The organism is Kribbella sp. NPDC004536 (assembly GCF_042873835.1).
Classification (GTDB): domain Bacteria; phylum Actinomycetota; class Actinomycetes; order Propionibacteriales; family Kribbellaceae; genus Kribbella.
On record NZ_JBIALY010000001.1, the window covers coordinates 815,241 to 838,421 of the forward strand.

Consider the following 23,181-nt stretch of genomic DNA (forward strand, 5'->3'; position numbering starts at 1 on the left):
TGGCCCTCTGGGACTTCTACGCTTCCTCCATGGCCGAGCTACTCCCCTACAGCTCCGCGGCGGGTACGTGGGCAGAGTCCGTCGCCGTCATCGCGGGACCGAGCCGTGCCCAGACGCGCTGGAACGGCGAAGTGATGGTCCGCGACACGGATCGCACGCCGAGCGCGACAACGTCCGAGTTCGGACTGAACGGCATGCAGTACTCCCTCTTCATGCTCCAGCAGCACGTCGACGCGGTGCAGCAGACCGAGTCGCCGGCGACTGTCGAGGGTAAGCAGCGGCGTTGGGACACGCTGGTCGAGGCGACCGGGTACGTGGCGTCCCAGTCGACCGGACTGCTCAGCCCGTTGGCCGACATGCATCCGGTCGGGCAGGTGGAGGCCGATCTCAACGGTGGACTGGCCGACGTCCTGACACAGGAACAGCTGCCGCAGTTGTGGAAGAACAGCGGTTCCGCCCAGCTGATGTCTCCCGACGAGGTTCCGTCGCCGCACTTCACGTACGCCGGCCGTGGCCCGGCGGCCGCGGCGACGCGTGACGTGCTCACGGAGATCGTCCGGCAGCAAGGGCAGGAGCCGACGTCCCGCGACTTCGTCGCCGCCTGCAACGAACTGATCGTCGTACCGCCCGACCACCAGCGCTGGCAGGCGTTGATCGACCGGATGCCCGACGCGGACAAGCTGTCCACCGAGGAACGCCGGAAGTTCGGCTGGGACCTGCGGACGAGGTTCAAGGCCGCTCTCGCCACCGAGGACCCGCAGAGTGGTACGCCGGAATCCCGGATCAGTGTGATGACCCGGGATGTCGCCGCGGCCGTCCGCACCGCGACCGACGGGCGGACCGCCTCGCCCGACCGACGGTCCGCGTCCGTCGGCGGGCGGCTCGCGGGGTTCGCGAACGACGGGGCCCTTACTCCGGGTCGTACGCCAGGTTCGGACGGAGCCAGCGCTCGACCTCGGAAAGCGGGATTCCTCGGCGTACTGCGTAGTCTTCGATCTGGTCCCGGTTCAGACGGCCGACGCTGAAGTAGCGCGACGCGGGGTGCGCGAAGATCAGGCCGCTGACCGCCGCGGCCGGCGTCATCGCGTACGACTCGGTCAGGCCGAGGCCGATCTTGTCCGCCTCGAGCAGCTCGAAGAGCTCCTTCTTCTCGGAATGGTCAGGGCTCGCCGGGTAGCCGAGGGCCGGGCGGATGCCACGGAAGCGCTCCGCGTGCAGGTCCTCCAGTACCGGCTGTACGTCGGGCTCGAACCAGGCGCGGCGTGCCTCCAGGTGGATCCACTCCGCGAACGCCTCCGCCAGCCGGTCGGCCAGCGCCTTCACCATGATCGCCTTGTAGTCGTCGTTGCGTTCCTCGTACGACTTCGCCAGCGCCTCGGCGCCGTGGATCGCGACACCGAAGCCACCGAGGTGGTCGCCGGACGGCGCGATGTAGTCGGCGAGACAACGGTTGTGCCGGCCCGCGGGCTTCTCGGTTTGCTGCCGCAACATCGGGAACGACCGGTCGAGCCCGTCCAGCATGATGTCGTCGCCGTCGCTGTGCGCGGGCCAGAACCCGTACACACCCTCGGCGGTGAAGGACCCGTTCGCGATGATCTCGTCCAGCAACGCGTTCGCGTCGTCGAACAGCTCCCGCACGACCGGCTGCTCGAGGATCGCCGGGTACTTCCCCTTCAGTTCCCAGGCCAGGAACAGGAACTGCCAGTCGACCATCTCGCGCAGCGTCTCGATGCTCGGTGACACGCGCTTCAGACCAGTGAACGCCGGCACCGGCAGCTCGCCGTACTCCACCGGCTCCCGGTTCGCCCGTGCCTCGGCCAGTGTCAGCATCGGCGCGCGCTGCTTGTTCGCGTGCTGCTCGCGCAACCGCTCCTGCTCGATACTGTTGCTCTTGGCAAGTTCTTCGGCACGCTCGTCGTCGAGCAGGTCGGACACCACGCCGACCACCCGGGACGCGTCCAGCACGTGCACGGTGGTGTTCTCGTACGCCGGGGCGATCCGGACCGCGGTGTGCTGCTTGGACGTGGTCGCACCACCGATCAGCAACGGCAGCTTCAGCCCGCGCCGCTGCATCTCCTCGGCCACCGACACCATCTCGTCCAGCGACGGCGTGATCAGCCCGGACAGGCCGACGGCGTCCGCGCCCTCGGCGACCGCTGTGTCCAGGATCCTTGCCGCGGGCACCATCACGCCGAGGTCGATGACCTCGTAGTTGTTGCAGCCGAGCACGACGCCGACGATGTTCTTGCCGATGTCGTGGACGTCGCCCTTCACGGTGGCGAGCACGACCTTGCCCTGGCCGCGGACCATCTCCGCGCGGCCTTCACGCCGGGCTTGCTCCTTCTCCTCCTCCATGAACGGCTCGAGGTACGCAACCGAGCGCTTCATCACCCGCGCGCTCTTCACCACCTGCGGGAGGAACATCTTGCCGGCGCCGAACAGGTCGCCGACGACCTTCATCCCGTCCATCAGCGGGCCTTCGATCACGTCGAGCGGCCGCGGCAGCTGCTGCCGCGCCTCCTCGGTGTCCGCCTCGATGTAGTCGACGATCCCGTGCACGAGTGCGTGTGACAGCCGTTCCTCGACGGTGCCCTCGCGCCAGGTCAGGTCGAGCTCGCGCTGCTTGCCCTTGCCCTTCACGGTTTCGGCGAACTCGACCAGCCGGTCGGTCGCGTCGTCGCGACGGTTGAAGATGACGTCCTCGACCAGTTCCAGCAGGTCCTTCGGGATGTCCTCGTACACCGCGAGCTGGCCCGCGTTCACGATGCCCATGTCCAGGCCGACCTTGCCCGCGTGGTACAGGAACGCCGAGTGCATCGCCTCCCGGACGATGTCGTTACCGCGGAACGAGAACGACAGGTTCGAGATCCCGCCGCTGATGTGCACGCCGGGACAACGGGCCTTGATCAACGGCAGCGCGTCGATGAAGTTCTTGGCGTAGTTGTTGTGCTCGGACATCCCGGTCGCGACCGCGAGCACGTTCGGGTCGAAGATGATGTCCTCGGCCGGGAACCCGATCTCCTGGGTGAGCAGGTCGTACGCCCGGCCGCAGATCTCCACCTTGCGCTCGACGGTGTCCGCCTGACCCTGCTCGTCGAAGGCCATCACGACCGCGCCGGCGCCGTAGTCCCGGATCCGCCGGGCGTGGTCGAGGAACTGCTCCTCGCCCTCCTTCAGGCTGATCGAGTTCACCACGCCCTTGCCCTGCACGTGTTTCAGCCCGGTCTCCAGCACCGACCATTTCGAGCTGTCGATCATGATCGGGATCCGGGCCACCTCGGGCTCGGTCGCGATCAGGTTCAGGAACGTGGTCATCGCCTGCTCGCTGTCCAGCAGGTCGGCGTCCATGTTCACGTCCAGCAGGTTCGCGCCGCCCCGGACCTGCTCCAGCGCCACGTCCACCGCGGCCTGGTGGTCGTCGCCCTCGATCAGCCGGCGGAACCGCGCCGACCCGGTCACGTTGGTGCGCTCACCGATCATCACGAAGCCGGTGTCCTTGCCGATCTTGAACGGCTCCAGGCCGGAGAACCGGGTGGTGTGATCGGTCGGTACGACGGTTCGCGGCGGCAGTTGCCGGACTGCTTGGGCGATCTTGGCGATGTGCGCGGGGGTCGTACCGCAGCAGCCGCCGACGATGTTGACCAGGCCTGACTCGGCGAACTCCCGCAGCAGCGCCGAGGTCTCCGCGGGCGTCTCGTCGTACCCGCCGAAGGCGTTCGGGAGGCCGGCGTTCGGGTGCGAGGCGACGTACGTACCGGCGAACCGAGCCAGATCTGCGACATGCGGGCGCAACTGCGCGGCGCCGAGGGAACAGTTCACGCCGACGACCAGCGGGTTCGCGTGCTCGACCGAGCTCCAGAACGCCTCGACGGTCTGCCCGGACAGCGTCCGGCCGCTCAGGTCGACGATCGTCACCGAGATCCACAGCGGCAGGTGCGGCGCGACCTCACGGGCCGCGGCGACGGCCGCCTTCGCGTTCAGGGTGTCGAAGATCGTCTCGATCAGCAGCAGGTCGACGCCGCCCTCGGCGAGCGCCGCGATCTGCTCGGCGTAGGTCTGCTTGACCTGCTCGAAGGTCACCGCGCGGTACGCCGGGTCCTCGACGCGCGGGCTCAGCGAGAGCGTGACGTTCAGCGGACCGATCGATCCGGCGACGAACTTCGGGCTGTCCGGGGTGGCGAACTCGTCGGCCGCCTGCCGGGCCAGCCGGGCGCCGGCCAGGTTCATCTCGCGGACGTGCTCCTGCAGGCCGTAGTCGGCCTGGCCGATCCGCGAGGCGGTGAACGTGTTCGTGGTGGTGATGTCCGCACCGGCCGCCAGGTACTGCCGGTGGACGTCGAGGATCACGTCCGGCCGGGTCAGGTTCACCAGGTCCGGGTCGCCGGTGACGTCGTGCGTCTCGTCGGCGTACCGCTCCGGCTGGTAGTCCGCGGGCGACAGCTTCGCGTTCTGCAGCATCGTGCCCCAGGCACCGTCGAGCACGACGATCCGCTGGTCCAGCAGCTCGCGCAACGCGGCTTCACTCATCTGCCAACCCCTCCAGAAGCGATCTCCGGAGGCGCCCTTGCAGTCGACCCCAGGTCGAGCGTGGCGGACCTGAAGCCCGTTGCAGCGCCTCTCGGCCTGGATGCTCCATGTTAGTGGCGTCACATCCTGCGCCAAGTCCTCTGTCCACATTCTAGGACGAGTGTTCAATCAGTGGATGAGATCCTGGATCGCGGGAGCATAGAGGTCGGCGATCGTCTGCGGGTCCGCGGTGGCGATCGGACCGGTCTTGTCGATGGCGAGCATGGCGCCCAGGCCCAGCAGTTGCCCGGTGATCAGGCCGGCGCGCAACTCGGCGTCCGGCCCGGTCAGCCGGGCGGCGAAGGCACGGGTCACCTGGTCGCGGAAGTGCTCGCGGATCAGTGCGCGTTCGTCACCCTTGCCGGCCGCGAACACGACCCGGACGAGCAGGTCCTGGTCGTTCTCCCGGCGGTACGCGACCAGGGTGCGGACGGCGTGTTCGCCGAGTTGCTCGTTCGGCGCGGCGAGCAGCAGTTGCGCGGCCTCGGTGAAGTCGGCGACCCGCTCGAACAGCGCCTCCTTGCCGCCGAAGTACTTGACGATCAGGGCGGCACTGACGCCCGCGTCCGCGGCCACCCCGCGCAGGGTGACCGCATCGTACGGCTCGCGGGCGAAAGCCTTCCGGGCTGCGCGGAGGATCGCGGTCCGGCCCGGATCGATCACGTCCCCGTCACCCCACTGTCACCTCGTACGCCGACGCGGGACGCCGTACCGGGATGAACAGTACGAACCCGGCCGCGGCGAGGGCCGCGATGCCCGCGATCACGAACACGATCAGGTACGCCGAGAGCGCGGGCGCGATCTTGCCTGCCTGGGCGATCGTCACGTTGGCGAGCACGGTGGCGACGATCGTGCTGCAGATCGCCTGCCCGATCGTGCGCATCAGCGTGTTCAGCCCGTTGGCCGCCGCGGTTTCCGTCACCGGCACAGCATGCATGATCAGGGCGGGCAGTGCCGAGTACGCCACAGCAGTCCCGGCCGACACCACGGTCGCCCCGATCACGATCCCCGCCACGCTGCCGCTGGTGAACAGCCGTACGACATACCCCGCCGCCATGATCAACGACGCGATCCCCAGCGTGAACCGCGGCCCGCGCGCCCCGGAGATCCTGGCCGACACTGGCGACAGCAACACCATCGCAACACCACCCGGAAGCAGACACAGTCCACTGACCACGATGGATTCGCCCAACCCGTAGCCGGTCCACGTCGGCTCCTGCACCAACTGAGCGGTCGACAGCGAATTGGCATAGAACGCGAACCCGATCAACAGCGCACTGAGATTCGTGAACAGTACGGCCGGCCGCGCCGACACCCGCAGATCTACGAGCGGACTGGCGGTACGCAGCTCGTACCACCCCCACAACGGCACCAGCAGCACCGCGACGGCGTACAGAACGGCGAGGGTCGGCGTACTCCACGCGCTGCTCTTCGAAACGGCGAGCAGCAGGCAGACCAGGAACGCACTCAGTCCGAGCGCACCGACGACGTCGAAGCGGCCGCTGGTACGAACCGCGGACTCCGGGACGATCAGCAGCACCAGCACGATGTCGAGGACGCCGAGGCCGAGGTTGATCCAGAACATCGTGTGCCAGTTCGCGTACTCGACCACGAGCGTCGCGGCCGGGATACCGAACGCGGCGCCGATCCCGAGCGTCGAGCTCATGATCGCGATCGCCGGGATCACCCGGCGCTGCGGGAGCTCGTCGCGGAGGATGCTGATGCCGAGCGGTACGACGGCCACCGCGGCGCCCTGGAACGCCCGGCCGACGACCAGCACGGTCAGGTCCGAGCTGGTCGCGCAGAGCAGCGAGCCGACGATCATCGACGACAGCGCGATCAGCAGCACGCGGCGCTTGCCGTACATGTCGCCGGCGCGGCCGAGCAGCGGGGTGAAGACCGCGCCGGTCAGCAGCGTGACGGTGATCAGCCAGCTGACGTCGGACGGCGGGCTGTGGGTGATCGCGGGGAGCTCGGGCAGCAGCGGTACGACGATGGTCTGACTGATCGAAACCAGCACGCCGCAGAAGGCGAGCGCGGACAGGATCAGGCGCGGACGGGCAGTCAAGCGGAGCCTCACAGGGGTGAACGACTGTTTACCCGGGAATCGTAAACGCTTGTTCACCCCAGCGGAATGGACCGTGACGCCGGTCACCGATTGGACCAGCCGGCCGGGTTCGGCGCTGACTACGGTTGGTTCCCATGAGGATCTTCGTCGCGGGCGCTACCGGCGTGATCGGGCGCCGTCTCGTCCCGCTGCTGGTTGCCGGAGGCCACCAAGTGACGGCGCTTTCGCGTCGGACAGAGGTACCGGGGACGGAGACCGTGCTCGGCGACGTTATGACCGGGAGCGGTTGTCCGAGTTGCTGGCGGCGGCGCGGCCGGACGTACTGATGCACCAGCTGACCGACCTCACCTCACGCGACTTCGCCGCCAACGGCCGGATCCGCCGCGAAGGCACCCGCAACCTGGTCGACGCGGCACTCGCGGCCGGCGTCCGGCGGGTGATCTCGCAGAGCATCGCGTGGGCGTACGAGCCTGGTACGGCACCTGCCGACGAGTCGACGCCGCTGGATCTGCACTCGCCGGATGCGAACCGACGTACAACCGTCGACTCGGTTCACACGCTGGAGCAGATCACTGCGGAAGCTCCTGAGTGGGTAGTACTCCGCTACGGCATGCTCTACGGCCCCGACACCTGGTACACCCGCGGCGGCCTGATGGCCACCGCCCCACTCCCCACCGGCCCCGACGTCACCAGCTTCCTCCACATCGACGACGCCGCCCGCGCCGCCTCCGCCGCCCTGAGTTGGCCGTCAGGCGCCGTCAACATCGTCGACGACGAGCCCGCGGCCGCCTCCACCTGGGCCCCCGTCTTCGCCGCCGCGGCCGCCGCACCGGCACCGATCGCCACGCCCGAGTCCTCACCGGCAGCGATCGCCACGCCCGGATCCTCGCCGGCAGCGACGCCTCGGTCTGCACTCTGGGCCCGAGGCGCCACCAACACCCGCGCCCACGCTCTCGGCTGGACCCCCACCCACCCGACCTGGCGCACCGGCTTCGCCGCCTGACGCTCCGAGTCGTGGCAAATGACTCAGACCCCCTTCGCCGAGTCGTGGATATCGGCGCCAGAAACCGACCACAACTCACGACTCGGCGGATCTCGGCGCGGGGGCGGCGCAGCGCGGGGCGGGCGGCGCGGGGGCGGCGCAGCGCGGGGCGGGCGGCGCGGGGGCGGCGCGGGGGCGGCGCGGGGGCGGCGCGGGGGCGGGGCCGGGTGGTGCGGGGCGGGGCCGGGTGGTGCGGGGCGGGCGGGGCGGGGCGGGGGACAGGCGATCGGGCCCGGCGCTCGAGGGGGAGGGAGCGCGGGCCCGATCGGGCGGTCCGCCAGTTGTGAGGGGGTGCGCTTGTACTAGCGGACCGGGCCGGTGACGAGTTCGATGGTTGCCTTGTGCGATTGGCCGTTCTGGTCGGTCCAGCCGACCTCTACCTTGTCGCCGGGGTGCTGGTTGTTCAGCAGCTCCGACAGTGTGTCGGGGCTCGTGACCGCGTGGCCGGCGAAGGAGGTGATCACGTCGCCGGGCTCGATGCCGGCCTCGTCGGCGTGACCGTTCGCGACCACGTCGCCGACGACCGCGCCGCTGGTACCGGTGCTGGTGACGACCGAGATGCCGAGCATCGCCGAGTCGCCGATGTGTACGGTGCTCGAGGACTTCCCGTTCTCGATGTTCTTGGCGATGTCGAGCGCCTGGTTGATCGGGATCGCGTACCCCTCGGTCGTCGCCCCGCTCCCGGACCCGCCGTTCCCGTACCCACCGCCGTTGCCGTACCCGTTCCCGGAACCGTCGCCGTTCCCGGAACCGTCGCCGGACCCGGACCCGGACCCGTTCCCCGAGCCGTCGCCGAAGCCGTTGCCGTTGCCGAACGGGAAGCCGGTGCCGTCGCCGTTCCCGTTCCCGTCGCCCCAGCCCGCGAGCGTCGCGGTCGCCGCCGCAGCGGTCGACGTCGCGGTCTGCCCAGGACGCCCCTGGCCGCCGTTGCTGCCTCCGTTGCCGGCCACGTCCACGCCGACGACCTCGCCGTTGGCGTTCACCAGCGGCCCACCTGAGTCGCCCGCCTGGATGTTCGCGTCGGTCTGGATCAGGTTCGCCAGGTTCTCCGGGTCCTGCCCGTTCTCGTCGGTCGCGGTGATCGACTGGTTCAGCCCGGTCACCTTCCCGGCGGCGTAGCTCGGCGTACCGCCGGTACCGCCCGCGTTCCCGACGCCGACGACCTGGTCGCCGAGCTTCACCTGGTCGGAGTTGCCGGTCTTCGCGGTCTGCAGCCCGGACGCGTCCTTCAGCTTCAGTACGGCGATGTCGTGCGCCTCGTCGTACCCGACGACGCTCGCCGTGTACGTCTTCCCGTTGCCGATGTCGGTGACGGTGATCGATGTCGCGCCCTCGATCACGTGGTGGTTGGTGAGCACCTCGCCGTCGGACGTCAGCACGATCCCGGTACCGGCGGCGCGGGCGTTCTCGTACCCGAGGACGGTGTTCACGTCGACCAGCCCCGGCGACACCTTCGCCGCGACGGACGACGCGTCGAACGCGGTCTGGGACAGCGTCGAGTTGTTCCCGCCGGTCCGCTGGTCGATGCCCCAGGCAACCGATCCGGCGACGAGTACGGCGGCCAACCCGAGCGCTCCGGCCCCGAGCAACCGGCGCCCACGCTTCTTCGGCGGCTGCGGCTGCATCCCGAACGGGTACTGCGGGCCGTACGGGTGCGGCCCGTACGGCCCCGCCTGGTACTGCGGACCGGGCGGGTACTGCGGACCGTACTGGAACTGCCCTTGCTGGTACTGCGGGCCCGCGGCAACCTGCTCGTACTGCCCAGCCTGCTGTGCCTGCTGGTACTGCGCAGCCTGCTGGTGTTGCGCAGCCTGCTGCGGCGGCTGGTCACCGTTGTCCGGTCCCGCTCCAGCGCTCTCGTTCATCGCGTTGCCCTCCTCGGCCAGTTCCCTCTGCCTACGAGTAGAGCGCGCCAGACTGAGAACTCCATCCGGTCAACCAATGAATCAGCTGAGAATCCGCTCCACGGCCGCCACCACCGCCGCGCGGCGCACCTTCGCCGCCGGCAACTCGGCGCCGTACTCCGGGTTCATCGAGGACCAGCTGGTCGCGATCGCCTGGATCAGCGACAGCAGGCTCACCGGCGTGAACCGCCGCGACACGGTCCGTCGCCGCATCCCCCGCTGCAGTTCCTCGAGCCGACGCTGGTTGACCGCGACGATCGCCTCCAGCGGTTGTCCGTCCGGCCGCTCCAGCCGGTACCAGACCGAGAGCCGCAGCCGGTCCGGGTGCGCCTCGAAGTAGTCGAACACCTTCCCCGCGTACGCCGGGAGGTCGTCGACGTCGAACCCGACCTCGTCGAGGTACTTGTCCAGCGAGGCGCTGAAGACCGCGTCGAACAGGTCGTCCTTGTTGCCGTAGTACGCGTAGAGCATCGCCTTGTTGCAGCCGGCGACCTCGGCGATCCGGCTGACCCGCGCGCCGCCGATCCCGCGGGCGGCGAACTCCTCGGTCGCCGCGTCCAGGATCCGCGCGCGGGTCCGGTCCGCATTCCGTTCCATGCGTCCAGCCTAGCAACCAACCGGTTGGTTGATTTCTAACCAACCGGTTGGTTAGATGGACTCAGATCCAACCAAACGGTTAGTTAGGAACTGAGATGAGCAAGATCTGGCTGATCACCGGCAGCTCGCGCGGCCTCGGCCGGGCGTTGACCGAGGCGGTACTGGCGGCCGGCGACCGTGTCGTCGCGACGGCCCGCAGGCCTGAGCAGCTCGACGACCTGGTGACGAAGTACGGCGAGCAACTCCGGGCGGTCGCGCTCGATGTGACGGACGCCGACGCGGCGCGGGCTGCCGTACGGACGGCGGTCGAGGAGTTCGGCGGCCTGGACGTGGTGGCGAACAACGCTGGTTACGCCAACAGTGCGTCGATCGAGGAGATGGCGGACGAGGACTTCCGGGCGCAGATCGAGACGAATCTGTTCGGGGTGGTCAACGTGACGAAGGCGGCGCTGCCGGTGTTCCGCGAGCAGCGGGGTGGGCACTTCCTACAGTTCTCGTCGATCGGCGGGCGGGCCGGTGGGACGCCGGGGATGGGTGCGTACCAGACCGCGAAGTTCGCCGTCGAGGGGTTCTCCGAGGTGCTGAACAACGAGGTCCGGCCGTTCGGCGTCAAGGTGACGATCGTCGAGCCGGGCGGCTTCCGCACGGACTGGGGCGGCTCGTCGATGCAACTCCACGACGTACACCCCGACTACGAGTCCACAGTCGGCGAGATGCACCGCCGCCGCCTGGAAACCGACGGCAGGCAACCAGGCGACCCGGCGAAAGCCGCGCAGACGGTCCTCGAAGTGGTCGACCTCGAGAACCCGCCTTTGCGGCTGTTGCTGGGGAGCGACGCGCTAGCCCTCGCGGAGAGCTCGTCGCGTTCCCGCGCCGAGGAGGCAGCCGCTTGGGCTCACCTCACCACCTCGACAGATTTCCAGTAGTCAGCTCCGCAGCTCCCGGAAGAACTGTCGGACGTCGGTGAGCAACTCGTCGGGGATTTCGAGGGCGGCGAAGTGGCCGCCGTGGTCGAGGTCGGTCCAGCGGGTGATGTTGTTGGAGGTTTCGCAGTAGCGGCGGATCGCGACGTCGTGGGCGGTGGCGAGGACGGCGGTCGGGACACCGGAGTTCGGCCGCGGTGCCCACGAGCGCGGCTGGGCGTACCCGATGTAGGCCGCCGACCCGCCGGTGCCGGTCAGCCAGTACATCATCACGTTGGTGAGCAGCCGGTCCTTGCTGATGATTGCCTCCGGCAAGGACTCCCCCGGCCACGTCCACGCCTTGAACTTGTCCATGATCCAGGCGAGCTGCGCGACCGGCGAGTCGACCAGCCCGTACGCCAGCGTCTGCGGCCGGGTCGACTGGATCGAGATGTAGCCGAACTCGTCCTTCATGAACTGCCCGATCCGCGCCATCTTGTCCTGCTCCAGCGGCGTCAGCGACTGCAGTTCCTCGTCGGACAGCTGCATCGGCGGCAGGTTCGTCCCGCCGTTCGTGTGCACGCCGACAACAGCCGACGGCGCTGCCCGCCCCACCTCAGGCGAGACCGATCCGCCCAGGTCCCCACCCTGTACGCCGTACTTCTCGTACCCGAGCTCCGCCATCAGCGCCGCCCACACCCGCCCGATCCGCGGGAACGTCCAGTCGCCGTCGGCGGTCGGCCCGGAGAACCCGAACCCGGGCAGCGCCGGAATCACCACATGGAACGCGTCCGCGGCCTGCCCGCCGTGGGCGACCGGGTCGGTCAGCGGCCCGATCAGGTCCAGGAACTCCACGATCGACCCCGGCCAGCCGTGGGTGAGCAGCAGCGGCAGCGCGTCCGGCTCGGCCGAGCGGACGTGGATGAAGTGGATCCGCTGCCCCTCGAGTTCCGCGACGAACTGCGGGTACGAGTTCAGCTCCTTCTCGGCCGCGCGCCAGTCGTACGACGTGCGCCAGTACTCGACCAGCGAGGACAGCCACGACACCGGAACGCCGGTGTTCCAGTCGTCGCCGGGCAGCGGTGCGGGGAACAGGGCGCTCGCCAGCTTCGCGGCGAGGTCGTCGAGCGTGCTCTGCGGGATGTCGATGCTGAATTCCTTGATCATGATTCCAGTCTGAATGCCGGTTAGGACAGCTTCGGTCCTAGCCAGCTGCCAGACTGGAGGAATGATCGAAACGTCCGCACGACTGCTCAAGCTGCTCAGCCTGCTGCAGCAACCGAAGGAGTGGAGCGGCGCCGCCCTGGCCGGCGAGCTCGGCGTCGGGGTCCGGACGGTACGACGGGACGTCGACAAGCTGCGCAACCTCGGCTACCCGGTCGACGCCGTACCCGGGGTGGCCGGCTACCGCCTCGGCGCCGGCGCCGCGCTTCCGCCGCTGCTGCTCGACGACGAGGAAGCGGTCGCCGTCGCGGTCGGCCTGCGCGCCGCCGCCAACGGAACCGTCGCCGGCACGGAGGAGGCGTCCGTACGCGCACTCACCAAGCTCGAGCAAGTATTGCCATCCCGCCTCCGGTACCGGATCGAGCTGCTCCAACAGGTCGCGGTCACCCCCGCGGGTGGCCCGTCGGTTCAACCCGACGTACTGCTCGCCGTCGCCGCCGCCTGTCGCGACCACCACCGGCTGCGCTTCGACTACCGCAACCACGACGGTACGGCGACCACGCGGACGACCGAGCCGCACCGCCTCGTGCACACCGGGCGGCGGTGGTACCTGGTCGCGTGGGACCTCGACCGCGACGACTGGCGGACGTTCCGCGTCGACCGGCTGGAGCCGCGGATCCCGACCGGACCGCGGTTCACGCCACGCGAGGTGCCCGAACTGGCCAGCACGAACCGGGGCGTCGCGTACGGCGGCTACCGCTACCAGGCACGCATCGTGGTCCACGCTCCGGCCGAGGAGGTGGCCGACCGCTTCGGCCCGAATGTCGCGTCGGTGACCCCGATCGACGAGAAATCCACCCTCGTCGAGACCGGGGCCAACTCGCTCGACCAGATCGCGGTGCACCTCGGCGTGCTCGGTCTGCCGTTCGAGGTGCAGGAGCCGCCGGAGCTGATCGACGCCATCCGCGAACTGACGACGCGCCTGGCGGCGGCGATCGCGGCGTCCTGACCAGTACCGTTCAGGCATGGATCGGTACGTCGAGACCGTGCTTGGCCGGATCCGGTTGCGCGTCGTCGGGTCGGGGCCCGCGATGCTGTTCTGGCCGAGCCTGCTGATGGACGGCACGCTCTGGTCGGCGCAGGCCGCGCACTTCAAGGATCGCTTCCAGGTGGTGCTCGTCGACCCGCCCGGGCACGGCGGTAGCGATCTGCTCACGCAGCCGTTCACGTTCGAGCAGTGCGCCGAGGTGATCCTGCAGATCGCCGACAGTCTGCAGGCCGGCACGGTCCATGTCATCGGCAACAGCTGGGGCGGGATGATCGGCGGCACGTTCGCCGCGCTGCACCCGGACCGGATCGGCATCGCCGTCCTGATGAATGCCACCGCCTCGCCGGCCGGACGCCGCCAGCGATTCGAGTACGGTCTACTCACCCGGAGCGCGCAACTACTGGGTGGCATCCGCGGACCGCTCAAGGGTCCGGTCCGGGACGCGTTCCTCGGCCCGACGGCGAAACGCGAGAGACCCGAGGTCGTTGCCACCGTCAACGAACTGGCCGCGAAAGTGAACATCCGGTCCGGCATGCACGCGGTCACCAGCGTGGTCCCGAACCGGCCCGACCAACGGGCACTGTTCGGGAAGATCCGCACGCCGGTGCTGGTGGTCGCAGGCGCCGAGGACAAGACGTTCCCGGTCGCGGAGACCGAGGAGATGGCCGACGCGATCCCCGGCGCGCGGTTCGTTGTACTCGAGCAGTCGGCGCACCTGGCCGCGCTCGAGTCCCCGGAACAGGTGAATGCCCTGATCGACGATTTCCTCGTCGACCAGGGCATCCGGGGAAGCGGTTAGCTGACGACGGCCCCGGTCTTCGGGTCCAGGATCAGCGGCTTGGTGTTCGGGTGCGCCCACCAGCTGAACATGCTGTTCAGGCTGCCGGCCCGCTGGTCGAACGAGTGGTCACCGATCCGGCCGGTCCGCCAGTTGTCCTCGATGAACTTCAGGATCGAGGACTGGTCGGTCAGCGCGTGGTCGACGTGGTTGGTCTTCGCGAACGGCGAGACGACCAGCAGCGGCTGCCGCGGGCCGTAGCCGCAACGGTCGGCGTACCCACCGGCGACGTGCTTGTTGCCGCACAGCGCGGCCTGATCGAGCGCCGCGTCGTTCGAGCCGTTCACGCTCGGCGGCGTGACGTGGTCGTACCAGCCGTCGGAGTCGTCGTAGGCCAGGACGACCGCGGTGGACTTCCACTCCGGCGACTTCTGCAGGGCGTTGATCTCCTTGACGACGAACGCCTGCTCGTCCAGCGGGTCGGAGTACCCGGCGTGGCCGTCCTGGTACTCGCCGGCCTTCAGGAAGCTGACCGCCGGCAGGTTGTTCGCCGCCAGGGCCGCGTCGAAGTCCGAGGTGTCGTACTGGTGGTTGGCCTGGTCGGTGTGACCGATCGCGGCCACCGACGACGGCGGCAGGTGCTTCGGGTTCGCGGTCGACTTGTAGTACTGGAAGGGCTCGTGGTGCGGGCTGTAGTCGTTCACGGTGTTGCCGCCGACGTTGGTGTGGGACGCACCGCAGACGGCCTTGCCGTTGGCCGTGGAGGTCGGCTTGAAGCCGCCCTGGAACCAGCCCCAGGTGACGTTCTGCCGGTTCAGCAGGTCGCCGATGTTCTGCCCGTGCATGCCCGCCAGGTTGTTGGTGGACTTGCCGTTGCTGTTCGAGCAGTCGTCGTAGATCGGGTCGGGGTCGTTGGTGATCGTCCCGATGCCGTTCGCGTCCGGCGACTGGACAGCGTACGCGTCGGTCGTCGGCTGGCCTGTCTTCGGGTCGTAGGCCTGGCCGCCGTGGGTCTGCCCGGAGATCAGGTTCAGCGCGCCCGGGGTGGACGGCCCGTACACCGAGCTGTAGGAGTTGTCGCTCAGCGAGTAGTGCTGGGCGTAGTTCCACAGAGCGGTGACGGTGTTGCCGTCGTAGTAGTCCATCACCAGGCCCGGCTCACCGAACAGGACCGGCTGCCCGGTGCACTTCGAGGTCTCGGTGAACTCGACGTACTTGTCGTCCTTGCCGCCGTTGACGGCCTTCTGCTCGGCGGAGTAGCCGTGGTTCTGGTCGCAGGTCATGGCCTGCGACGGCGACAGCCGCTTCGGGTTGTACACGTTCGGGTTGTTCGTCAGCAGCTCGTTGGTCAGACCATCGACCTTCGGCGTGTGCCGCGCGGCCTTGAACGGCGTACCGTCGGTGTTGGCCGCCTTCGGGTAGGTCCCGAAGTAGTGGTCGAACGAGATGTTCTCGCCGAAGATCACCACCACGTGCTTGATCGGCGTGGTCGTGCCCGCCGGGTGGTACGAAGCGGCGTCCGCCGCCGTGAACGCCGCGCCGGCGTTGGTCACCTGCTGGGCGGCGCCGGGGGCGCCACAGGCGGCCAGCAACAAGCCCGTCGCGGCCGCTACGGCCGTGGCGGCGACTGGGAGTCTTGCGCGCATGCCTTCTCCTCTTGATGAATACCTCATGCGAGCAACGACCGCCCGAAGTGGTCGTTGCCGTCCCGTACACCGGGAAGCGTGAAGAAATAGCCCCCACCGACCGGCCGGATGTAGTCGACGAGCGGCTCGTCGGTCAGCCTGGTCTGGACGGCCTCGAACTGCCGGGCGATGTCCTGCTGGTAGGCGCAGAACAACAGGCCCATGTCCAGGTCACCGACGGCGTCGGTGCCTTTGTCGTAGTTGTAGCCGCGCCGCAGGAACTGGCTGGACGCGGTTTCCGGCGTCCGCGGGTTCGCCTTGCGGATGTGGCTGGTCAGCGGGATCGCCCCGCCGGTCGGGTCGGCCGGGTAGTCCGGCAGATCGGTCTCGCTGTTGCCGTCCAGCGGCGCGCCGGAGTCGCGGCGGCGGCCGAACATGTTCTCCTGCTCGCCGACCGACACCCGGTCCCAGAACTCGACCAGCATCCGGATCTGCCGCAGCACCTGATAACTGCCGCCCTGGGTCCAGGACGGCTCGCCATTGCCCTTGCCGACCCAGACGAGCTTGTCGTAGTCGGCCGATGCCGGGCTGACGATGCCGTCCTTGAAGCCCATCAGGTTGCGCGGTGCACCGGCCGGACGCGGCTTGCTCCGGAACCCGTCGACCCGCCAGCGCAACTGCATCGCACCGCGGGTGTGCCGGGCGATGTCCCGCAGCGCGTGCAACACGGTGTCGGTCTCGGTCGCGCACAACTGCAGGCTCAGATCCCCGTGGCACAAGGCCTCGTCGAGGCTGTCGTTCGGGAACGTCTTCATCGGCGTGAGCTTCGCCGGCTTGAGCGCCTGCAGGCCGTACCGGTCGTCGAAGAGCGAGGCGCCGACGCCGACGGTGACCGTCAGGTCGTCCCCCGGCATGTCCGGCCCGAGTACGCCGGAATCGGCCGGCGGTGCGGTGATCCCCAACGGGGGCAGCGCACCGCCGGTGGTGAGCAGCCGCGCCCGCTCGGTCAGTGTCCGGAACAGGTCGGTCAGCTCATCCTTGCCTACGGCAATCACATCGAACGACGCGAAGATCACCTGCGACGGCTGCGGGGTGACGATGCCGGCCTGATGTACGCCGTGGAACGGTACGGACGTCGGCGTGGCCGCGTCGGCGTTCAGCGTCAGACCGGTGACGGCGGCGGCCCCGGCGCCGGCCAGCGTGCCACGGAGGAAGGATCTCCGGTCGAACCCGGTCATGGGGCCTCCCGGTCTGGACTGAGGAGCGGCGGGAGCGAAGCGACCAGAGCGACGAGGGAAGACCGGGAGTTCGAGCCCCATGACCCGCCGCGACGGAGTCGTGGCATATGCACAGCCATCAGGACCTCCGGACTTCGCAGATCGCGGCCACCGGCGCGAGCTTCTCCAGCAGTTCACCGACCGCGCCGTCGAGCTGTTCGCGCGTGGTGCGGTCGAGCTTGTCGACGGGCGTGTTCTGGTGCGCGGTCAGCAGCGCGCGGACGCGGGTCTCCCACTTCTGCGCCTGCGGCAGTTCGGCGTACCGCGGCTTCAGGACCGGGTCGAGGACGGCCAGGACGTTCGCCGTACCGTTCAGGTTGGCCAGGGCGGTGTTCAGCGACGTACCACTGCCTTGGTCGTTCTCGCCGGTCAGTTCGAACTGGAGCGCGTTCTCCATGATCTCGTGGGCGCGCAGGCCGAGGTCGTTCGGATCGACCTGCTCGTTGGGCAGGTCCTGCTGCAGACCGTGGACGTCGGCGGCCAGCCGGGTCGCGATCGGCTTCAGGCTCGCGGCGGACGCGTTGTGCCACAAGCCCTTCTCCAGCGGGTGGAACCCGGCGTCGGAGCCGTCGATCTTGTCCGCGAAGTCGCCGAACGCATCGTAGGCCGCACCCAGGGAGTTGTACGCCAGGTGCGCGGCCAGCCAGTCGGTTCGCGCGGCGGTCAGGTTGCCGGCGGCAACGTCCGCGTCCAGCTTGTCCGTCTTCGCGGCCAGGCCGGCCACGCCGCGGGCGACGCCGGCCTCGTACTTCTTCACCAGCGGAAGCATGTCGTTCTTGGTGACCGCGACGACGGCCGGTCCGCCCTGGTCGGTGCCGGTCAGCGTGACGGCCGGGCCGGTGATCGTGTCGGTGTCCTCGATCAGGCAGCGGATCGCGTACTTCCCGGCGCCCAGCTGCACATCCATCGGAGCCGTCGTGTTGGGGCCGAGGCCGTCGATCTCGCCGTACACCTTGTTGGTCCCCAGCTCGACCAGATCGACCTCGGCCGCGGCGTCGCCGGTGTTGTGCAGGTACAGCGTCTGGCGCCCGGTCTTCGCGTTGGTCCAGCCCTGCCCGCACTGGCTGCGGGACACGCTGATGCCGGCCGGTCCCCCCGCGGCGTCGGCCGAGCCCTCCCAGGGCCGCCAGACCGTCACGGTGGCGGCCGCGCCGAGAACAACCAGTGCCACTGCCGCCGGCAACAGACGGGGAGTGCGCACGAGAGGTTGCTCCTGGGGGATCGACTGGTTTACATCCGCGGGCAATGCTAATTGCCGTCGATCCTGCCGCCAGCCGGGTTCAAGCTTGTTCGCCGACGCGTAACGAATTGTTCGCTAGCGACGGGCTGGAACTGAGATTCTGCTGAGATCCGAGGCCACTACAATCTCCCCGCCGAACTCCGCGGCGGCCTCGTCGTGGAACCGTTCGGGCTCGAGATAGCGCTGCGAGAAGTGGGTCAGGACCAGCTTCCGTACGCCGCACTCGGCCGCCACCCGGGCCGCCTGGCGCGCGGTCAGGTGCCCGAACCGGCGGGCCAGGTCCGCCTCCGACGACAGGTACGTCGACTCGATGACCAGCAGGTCTGCGCCCTCAGCGAGCCGCAGCACGTTCTCGCACAACCGCGTGTCCATGACGAACGCGAACCGCTGTCCGGGACGTACCTCGCTGACGTCCTCCAGCCGTACGGTCCGGCCGCCGGCCTCGATCGAGCCGGATCGTTGCAGCCGCCCGACGGCGGGACCGCTCACGCCGTACTCCGCGAGCTTGCCGGGCAGCATCCGGCGGCCGTCCGGTTCGACCAGCTGGTACCCGTACGACTCGATCGGGTGTTCCAGGCGGCGCGCCCACAGCTGGCCGAACGAGCCGACCGAGAGCAGGCCGTCCTCCTCGACCGGTTCCTCGAGCAGCTCGGCCCGCTCGAAGAACGAGGCGGCGTAGCGGAGGCGGGTGAAGTACGTCTGCCCGGACGCCGGGTAGTGCGCGTGCACCGGATGCGGTACGCCGTCCAGCGACAGCCGCTGCACCACGCCCGGTACGCCGAGGCAGTGGTCGCCGTGGAAGTGCGTCACGCAGAGGCGGGTGACCGCTCCGGCGTTGACGCCGGCGAAGATCATCTGCCGCTGCGTGCCCTCACCCGGATCGAACAGGAAGCCCTCGTCGTCCCAGCGGAGGAAGTAGCCGTTCTGCGTACGCTCCCGGGACGGCACCTGGCTGCCGGTCCCGAGTACGACGAGCTCACGCAAGTGCGGACACCAACGTCGTCGACGACATGTTGCCGCCGCAGCTGACCACCGCGACGCGCTTGCCGGCGAGTTCGCTGCGGCGTTCGCGGGCGGCGGCGAACGCGAGCGCGGCCGATCCTTCGATCAGCTGGTGTTCGGTGTCGATCACGAGCCGGAGCGCTTCGCGGATCGCGTCCTCACCGACGAGGACCCAGTCGTCGACCAGGTCGCGGCACAGGTCGAAGGTGATGCTCCCGGGCTCGACGCTGCCCGCCGTACCGTCCGACAAGGTCTGTTTCGCTGGTACTTGGACGATCTCGCCGGCTCGCACCGAGGCTGCCATCGCGTCGTCAGCAGCCGGCTGGGCGCCGTACACCTTGAGGTTCGGGAGGTGCTTCTTGAGCACCGCGGCGACACCGCTGATCAGCCCGCCACCACCGACCGACACGACGACCGCATCCAACTGTTGCCCGTCCAACTGCTCCACGATCTCGACACCGACGGTCCCTTGCCCGGCGATGACGTCCGGATCGTTGTACGGCGGCACGTAGGTCAACCCGTGCTCCGCGGCATACGCGCGCGCTTTCGACTCCAGCACACCGGTGTCGTTGCCCTCGGCCCGCAACTCCAGTCCGAACCTTTGGAGAGCAGCGACCTTGCCGGGCGCGGCGTTCTCCGGCAGATAGACGATGCCGTGCCCACCAAGCGTCGCCAAGGCATTACCCACACCCAGCCCGTGGTTGCCGGTCGACGCCGTGACAACACCGGCCGCCCGCTCGGCGTCGGTGAGGTTCAACACCTTCGCCATCGCACCCCGCGCCTTGAACGACCCGGTCCGCTGCAGATGCTCACACTTCACCAACACCTCAGCACCAACGTCATCACTGAACGCGTCGTACCGCACGAACGCCGTCACCGGCAGGTGCTGCCGAAGGGCCGGAGCGATGCGCTCGGCCCGTTCGGCAACCTCTGCGGGACTGCTCATTCCGTGGGGCTCAGGCTGGTGCCGAGGGCCTGCCAGTCCAGGACGGGGGCTGCCAGTTTGCTGATGGTTGCGAGGAGGCCGAGGCGGGCGGCGCGGAGGTCCGGTTCCTTGGCCATCACGAGGATGTCGTCGAAGAAGGCGTTCACCGGGTCGACCAGCGCCGACGTGGCGGCGACGAAGTCGGACAGGCCGGTCGGCGCCTGGCCGATCTTCTGCACCGCCTCGTGCAGCGCGACCTCGGCCGGCTCGGTCAGCTTGCTCGCGTCGTACTCCGCCTCCGTACCCTCCGGCACGATCCGTCGGACCCGCTGCAGCACCGCGACCAGGCCGGCGAAGTCGTCGTTGCCGACCAGCTGCTGCAACGACTTCAGCGTCTCGTCCGCCGCCGCCGGAGCAGTTGCCAGCGGCAACACCGCGGCCACCTGCAGGTGGTCGTCCCCACGATCGAGCAGCTGCTGCTCGTACCGCCGTACGGTGAACTCGGCCACCTCGTCCAGCGAGTCCGCCGGCACGTCGATGCCCTGGGCACCGATCTCGTCCGCGGCCGCCCGCAGCCCGACCGGCAACGTGATCGCCCGCAGCTCCGGGTGCTCGCGCAGGATCGCGACCACACCCGCCGCCGCCCGCCGCAACGCGAACGGGTCCGAGCTACCGGTCGGCTTCGCACCGACGCCGAACAACCCGGCCAGCAGATCGAACCGATCGGCCAGCGCGAGCAGCGCACCCGGAGTCGTCGACGGAACCGGATCCCCGGCCGACCGCGGCAGCTCCATGTCGAACAGCGCCTGCGCGACCGCGTCGGTCTCGCCCGCGCGCTTGGCGTACTCACGCGCCATCGTGCCGGCCAGGCTGGTCAGCTCGACCACCATCTGCGACCCCAGATCGAACTTCGCCAGCTCGGCCGCCCGCTGCAACGTCGCCAGCTCGTCCCCGTCGAGTTCAACCGTCTCGGCGAGCTTGAGCGCGATCCGCCCGATCCGCCCTGCCCGGTCGGCCATCGAACCGAGCCGCTCCTCGAAGGCCAGCTTCTCCAGTTCGCCCTTCATCTGCTCCAGCGGCGTCTCCAGGTCGGCCCGCCAGAAGAACGCGGCGTCCTCGTACCGCGCCCGCAGCACCGCCTCGTTACCGGCCCGGACCAGGTCCTCGTCCACCGAACCGTTGGCCACGGCAACGAAGTGCGGCAGCAACTTGCCGTCGTGGTCCCGGACCGGCAGATACCGCTGGTGCTTGCGCATCACCGTGGTCAGGATCTCGCTCGGCAGATCCAGGTACTCCGGGGCGAACCCGCCCAGGATCGGCGTCGGCTCCTCGATCAGGTTGACGATCTGGTCGACCAGCGCCGCCTCACTGTCGACGTCCACGGTGCCCTGCACCTTCGCGGACAGGTCGGCCGCAGCCTCCACGATCGTCGCGCGGCGCCGGGCCGGGTCGGCCTCGATGCCGTGGATCCGCAGCAGGTCCAGGTACCCCTCGGCGGACGCGATCTCGACCTTCGGCTGCGCGGCGGTCCGGTGCACCCGCGTCGTCCGACCGGCAGCCAGGCTCGACACCGAGACCGGGACGATCTCGTCACCGAGCAGCGCGACCAGCCAGCGGATCGGGCGGGTGAAGGAGAGCTTGGCGTCGTTCCAGCGCATGTTCTTGTCGGAGCGGAGGCCCGCGACGATCTCGCTCAGTACGCCGCTCAGCACCTCGGCGGCGCCGCGACCCGGGTCCGGCTTGGTGACCGCGACGTACTCGACGCCGTCGACCTCCAGGTCGTGCAGTTCGCTCTCGTCGACCTTCTGCCCGCGGGCGAACCCGGCGGCGGCCTTCGTCAGGTTGCCGTCGGCGTCGTACGCGGCCGACTTCCGCGGACCACGTACCACCCGCTCCGCGTCCGGCTCACCCGCGTGCACCGAGGCGACGAACGCGACCACCCGGCGCGGAGTCGCGTACGTGGTGATCTTGCCGTGCTCGAGCCGGGTCGCGGCGAGCTTCTCCTCCAGCGCGGCCTGCACCGCCGCGGCGGTCTTGGTGACCTCGGACGGCGGCATCTCCTCGGTGCCGATCTCGAAGGTCAGCTGCCGGGTGCCACTGATCACCGGGAACTCGGTCGGCTCCGGCGCGGCCGGCGGCAGTTCCGCGAGACCCAGCGGGTGCTCCAGCTCCTCGCGGCGCTCCGCCCACAGCCGCGACACCTCGCGCGCCAGCGTGCGCATCCGGCCGAACGCCTTCGCGCGTTCGGTCGTACTGACGGCACCGCGGGCGTCGAGGACGTTGAACGTGTGCGAACAACGCAGTACCTGGATGTGCGCGGGCACCGGGAGGCGGTCGTCGATCATCCGGCGGGCCTCGTTCGCGTACTCCTCGAACAGGCGCTTCTGCGACTCGACGTCCGCGTCGTCCAGGTAGTACCGGCTCATCTCGTACTCCGCCTGGCCGAAGGCCTCGCCGTACGAGATGCCCGGCGCGTACGCGATGTCCTTGAAGTGCGAGACGCCCTGCAGCGCCATCATGATCCGCTCGATGCCGTAGGTGATCTCGACCGACACCGGGTCCAGCGTCATGCCGCCGGCCTGCTGGAAGTACGTGAACTGGGTGATCTCCAGGCCGTCCAGCCAGACCTCCCAGCCGAGGCCCCAGGAACCGGTCGCCGGGTTCGCCCAGTTGTCCTCGACGAACCGTACGTCGTGCGCGTCGATGTCGATCCCGAGCGCCTCGAGGCTGTCCAGGAACAGCTCCTGTGGGTTGCCCGGGTCGGGCTTCAGTACGACCTGGAACTGGGTGTGGGTCTGCAGCCGGTTCGGGTTCTCGCCGTAGCGGCTGTCGTCCGGCCGGACACTCGGCTCGACGTACGCCACCCGCCACGGCTCGGGACCGAGCACCCGCAGGATCGTGGCCGGGTTCAGCGTCCCGGCACCGACCTCGGTGTTGAACGGCTGCACGACCATGCAGCCCCGATCGGTCCAGTACTTCGTCAGCGCCAGCAGCGCGTCCTGCATGGTGAGCACAACAAACCTCATGCCATCGTCCGGGGGAG

General features: G+C 69.2%; 18 protein-coding genes and 1 riboswitch. Of the genes, 6 read left to right on the forward strand and 12 right to left on the reverse strand.

Annotated features, from left to right (window positions below):
- Positions 1-29 precede the first annotated feature (29 nt).
- Positions 30-1,025, forward strand: a complete 996-nt coding sequence (locus ACFYRU_RS03970; RefSeq protein WP_387652689.1) for a hypothetical protein — start codon at positions 30-32, stop codon at positions 1,023-1,025.
- On the opposite strand, the gene metH is transcribed toward ACFYRU_RS03970, so the two are convergent.
- The 3 genes from metH to ACFYRU_RS03985 all read right to left on the reverse strand — a co-directional run bounded on the left by metH (position 910) and on the right by ACFYRU_RS03985 (position 6,634).
- Complete coding sequence (gene metH / locus ACFYRU_RS03975; RefSeq protein WP_387652691.1) at positions 910-4,527, reverse strand: methionine synthase; 3,618 nt, start codon at positions 4,525-4,527, stop codon at positions 910-912. The two genes, ACFYRU_RS03970 and metH, sit on opposite strands and share 116 nt — an antisense overlap.
- Positions 4,528-4,549: 22 nt before the next feature.
- Positions 4,550-4,626: riboswitch (S-adenosyl-L-homocysteine riboswitch) on the reverse strand.
- 69 nt (positions 4,627-4,695) lie between these two features.
- The gene (locus ACFYRU_RS03980; protein WP_387652692.1) at positions 4,696-5,229 is read right to left on the reverse strand and encodes a TetR family transcriptional regulator; all 534 of its coding nucleotides are present in this window, start codon (positions 5,227-5,229) and stop codon (positions 4,696-4,698) included.
- A 7-nt stretch (positions 5,230-5,236) separates the two neighbouring features.
- Positions 5,237-6,634, reverse strand: coding sequence for an MFS transporter (locus tag ACFYRU_RS03985; protein WP_387652694.1), 1,398 nt, complete (start codon positions 6,632-6,634; stop codon positions 5,237-5,239).
- 134 nt (positions 6,635-6,768) lie between these two features.
- On the opposite strand from ACFYRU_RS03985, the gene ACFYRU_RS03990 reads away from it, so the two are divergent.
- Both ACFYRU_RS03990 and ACFYRU_RS03995 read left to right on the forward strand, forming a co-directional pair.
- Entirely contained in the window at positions 6,769-6,960 is a 192-nt protein-coding gene (locus tag ACFYRU_RS03990; protein ID WP_387652696.1) for an NAD-dependent epimerase/dehydratase family protein, read from the forward strand.
- Positions 6,921-7,637: an NAD-dependent epimerase/dehydratase family protein gene (locus tag ACFYRU_RS03995; RefSeq protein WP_387652698.1), complete on the forward strand. Its 717-nt coding sequence runs from the start codon at positions 6,921-6,923 to the stop codon at positions 7,635-7,637. The genes ACFYRU_RS03990 and ACFYRU_RS03995 overlap by 40 nt, the downstream gene beginning before the upstream one ends.
- Positions 7,638-7,978: 341 nt before the next feature.
- Here ACFYRU_RS03995 and ACFYRU_RS04000 read toward each other — a convergent pair whose 3' ends face one another.
- Together ACFYRU_RS04000 and ACFYRU_RS04005 are read right to left on the reverse strand one after the other, a co-directional pair.
- Entirely contained in the window at positions 7,979-9,541 is a 1,563-nt protein-coding gene (locus ACFYRU_RS04000) for a trypsin-like peptidase domain-containing protein (RefSeq protein WP_387652700.1), read from the reverse strand.
- Positions 9,542-9,622: 81 nt separating this feature from the next.
- A complete protein-coding gene (locus ACFYRU_RS04005; RefSeq protein WP_387652702.1) occupies positions 9,623-10,177 on the reverse strand; it encodes a TetR family transcriptional regulator in 555 nt (184 codons plus the stop codon).
- A 95-nt stretch (positions 10,178-10,272) separates the two neighbouring features.
- On the opposite strand from ACFYRU_RS04005, the gene ACFYRU_RS04010 reads away from it, so the two are divergent.
- Entirely contained in the window at positions 10,273-11,103 is an 831-nt protein-coding gene (locus ACFYRU_RS04010; RefSeq protein ID WP_387652704.1) for an oxidoreductase, read from the forward strand.
- On the opposite strand, the gene ACFYRU_RS04015 is transcribed toward ACFYRU_RS04010, so the two are convergent.
- Complete coding sequence (locus ACFYRU_RS04015) at positions 11,104-12,246, reverse strand: epoxide hydrolase family protein (protein WP_387652705.1); 1,143 nt, start codon at positions 12,244-12,246, stop codon at positions 11,104-11,106.
- A 61-nt stretch (positions 12,247-12,307) separates the two neighbouring features.
- Between ACFYRU_RS04015 and ACFYRU_RS04020 the strand changes: the two genes are divergently transcribed.
- Both ACFYRU_RS04020 and ACFYRU_RS04025 read left to right on the forward strand, forming a co-directional pair.
- Complete coding sequence (locus ACFYRU_RS04020; RefSeq protein ID WP_387652707.1) at positions 12,308-13,252, forward strand: helix-turn-helix transcriptional regulator; 945 nt, start codon at positions 12,308-12,310, stop codon at positions 13,250-13,252.
- A 16-nt stretch (positions 13,253-13,268) separates the two neighbouring features.
- Positions 13,269-14,090, forward strand: coding sequence for an alpha/beta fold hydrolase (locus tag ACFYRU_RS04025; protein WP_387652709.1), 822 nt, complete (start codon positions 13,269-13,271; stop codon positions 14,088-14,090).
- Here the strand turns inward: ACFYRU_RS04025 and ACFYRU_RS04030 are convergent.
- The 6 genes from ACFYRU_RS04030 to ACFYRU_RS04055 form a co-directional block, all read right to left on the reverse strand.
- Entirely contained in the window at positions 14,087-15,715 is a 1,629-nt protein-coding gene (locus tag ACFYRU_RS04030; RefSeq protein ID WP_387652711.1) for a phospholipase C, read from the reverse strand. The two genes, ACFYRU_RS04025 and ACFYRU_RS04030, sit on opposite strands and share 4 nt — an antisense overlap.
- Before the next feature lie 23 nt (positions 15,716-15,738).
- The gene (efeB, locus tag ACFYRU_RS04035; RefSeq protein WP_387652713.1) at positions 15,739-16,932 is read right to left on the reverse strand and encodes an iron uptake transporter deferrochelatase/peroxidase subunit; all 1,194 of its coding nucleotides are present in this window, start codon (positions 16,930-16,932) and stop codon (positions 15,739-15,741) included.
- Positions 16,933-17,050: 118 nt separating this feature from the next.
- Positions 17,051-18,172, reverse strand: coding sequence for an imelysin family protein (locus ACFYRU_RS04040; RefSeq protein ID WP_387652715.1), 1,122 nt, complete (start codon positions 18,170-18,172; stop codon positions 17,051-17,053).
- A gap of 114 nt (positions 18,173-18,286) precedes the next feature.
- Entirely contained in the window at positions 18,287-19,195 is a 909-nt protein-coding gene (locus ACFYRU_RS04045) for a ribonuclease Z (protein WP_387652717.1), read from the reverse strand.
- Positions 19,188-20,159, reverse strand: a complete 972-nt coding sequence (locus tag ACFYRU_RS04050; RefSeq protein ID WP_387652719.1) for a pyridoxal-phosphate dependent enzyme — start codon at positions 20,157-20,159, stop codon at positions 19,188-19,190. The genes ACFYRU_RS04045 and ACFYRU_RS04050 overlap by 8 nt, the downstream gene beginning before the upstream one ends.
- A complete protein-coding gene (locus ACFYRU_RS04055; RefSeq protein WP_387652721.1) occupies positions 20,156-23,164 on the reverse strand; it encodes a glycine--tRNA ligase in 3,009 nt (1,002 codons plus the stop codon). The genes ACFYRU_RS04050 and ACFYRU_RS04055 overlap by 4 nt, the downstream gene beginning before the upstream one ends.
- Between the last annotated feature and the right edge of the window lie 17 nt (positions 23,165-23,181).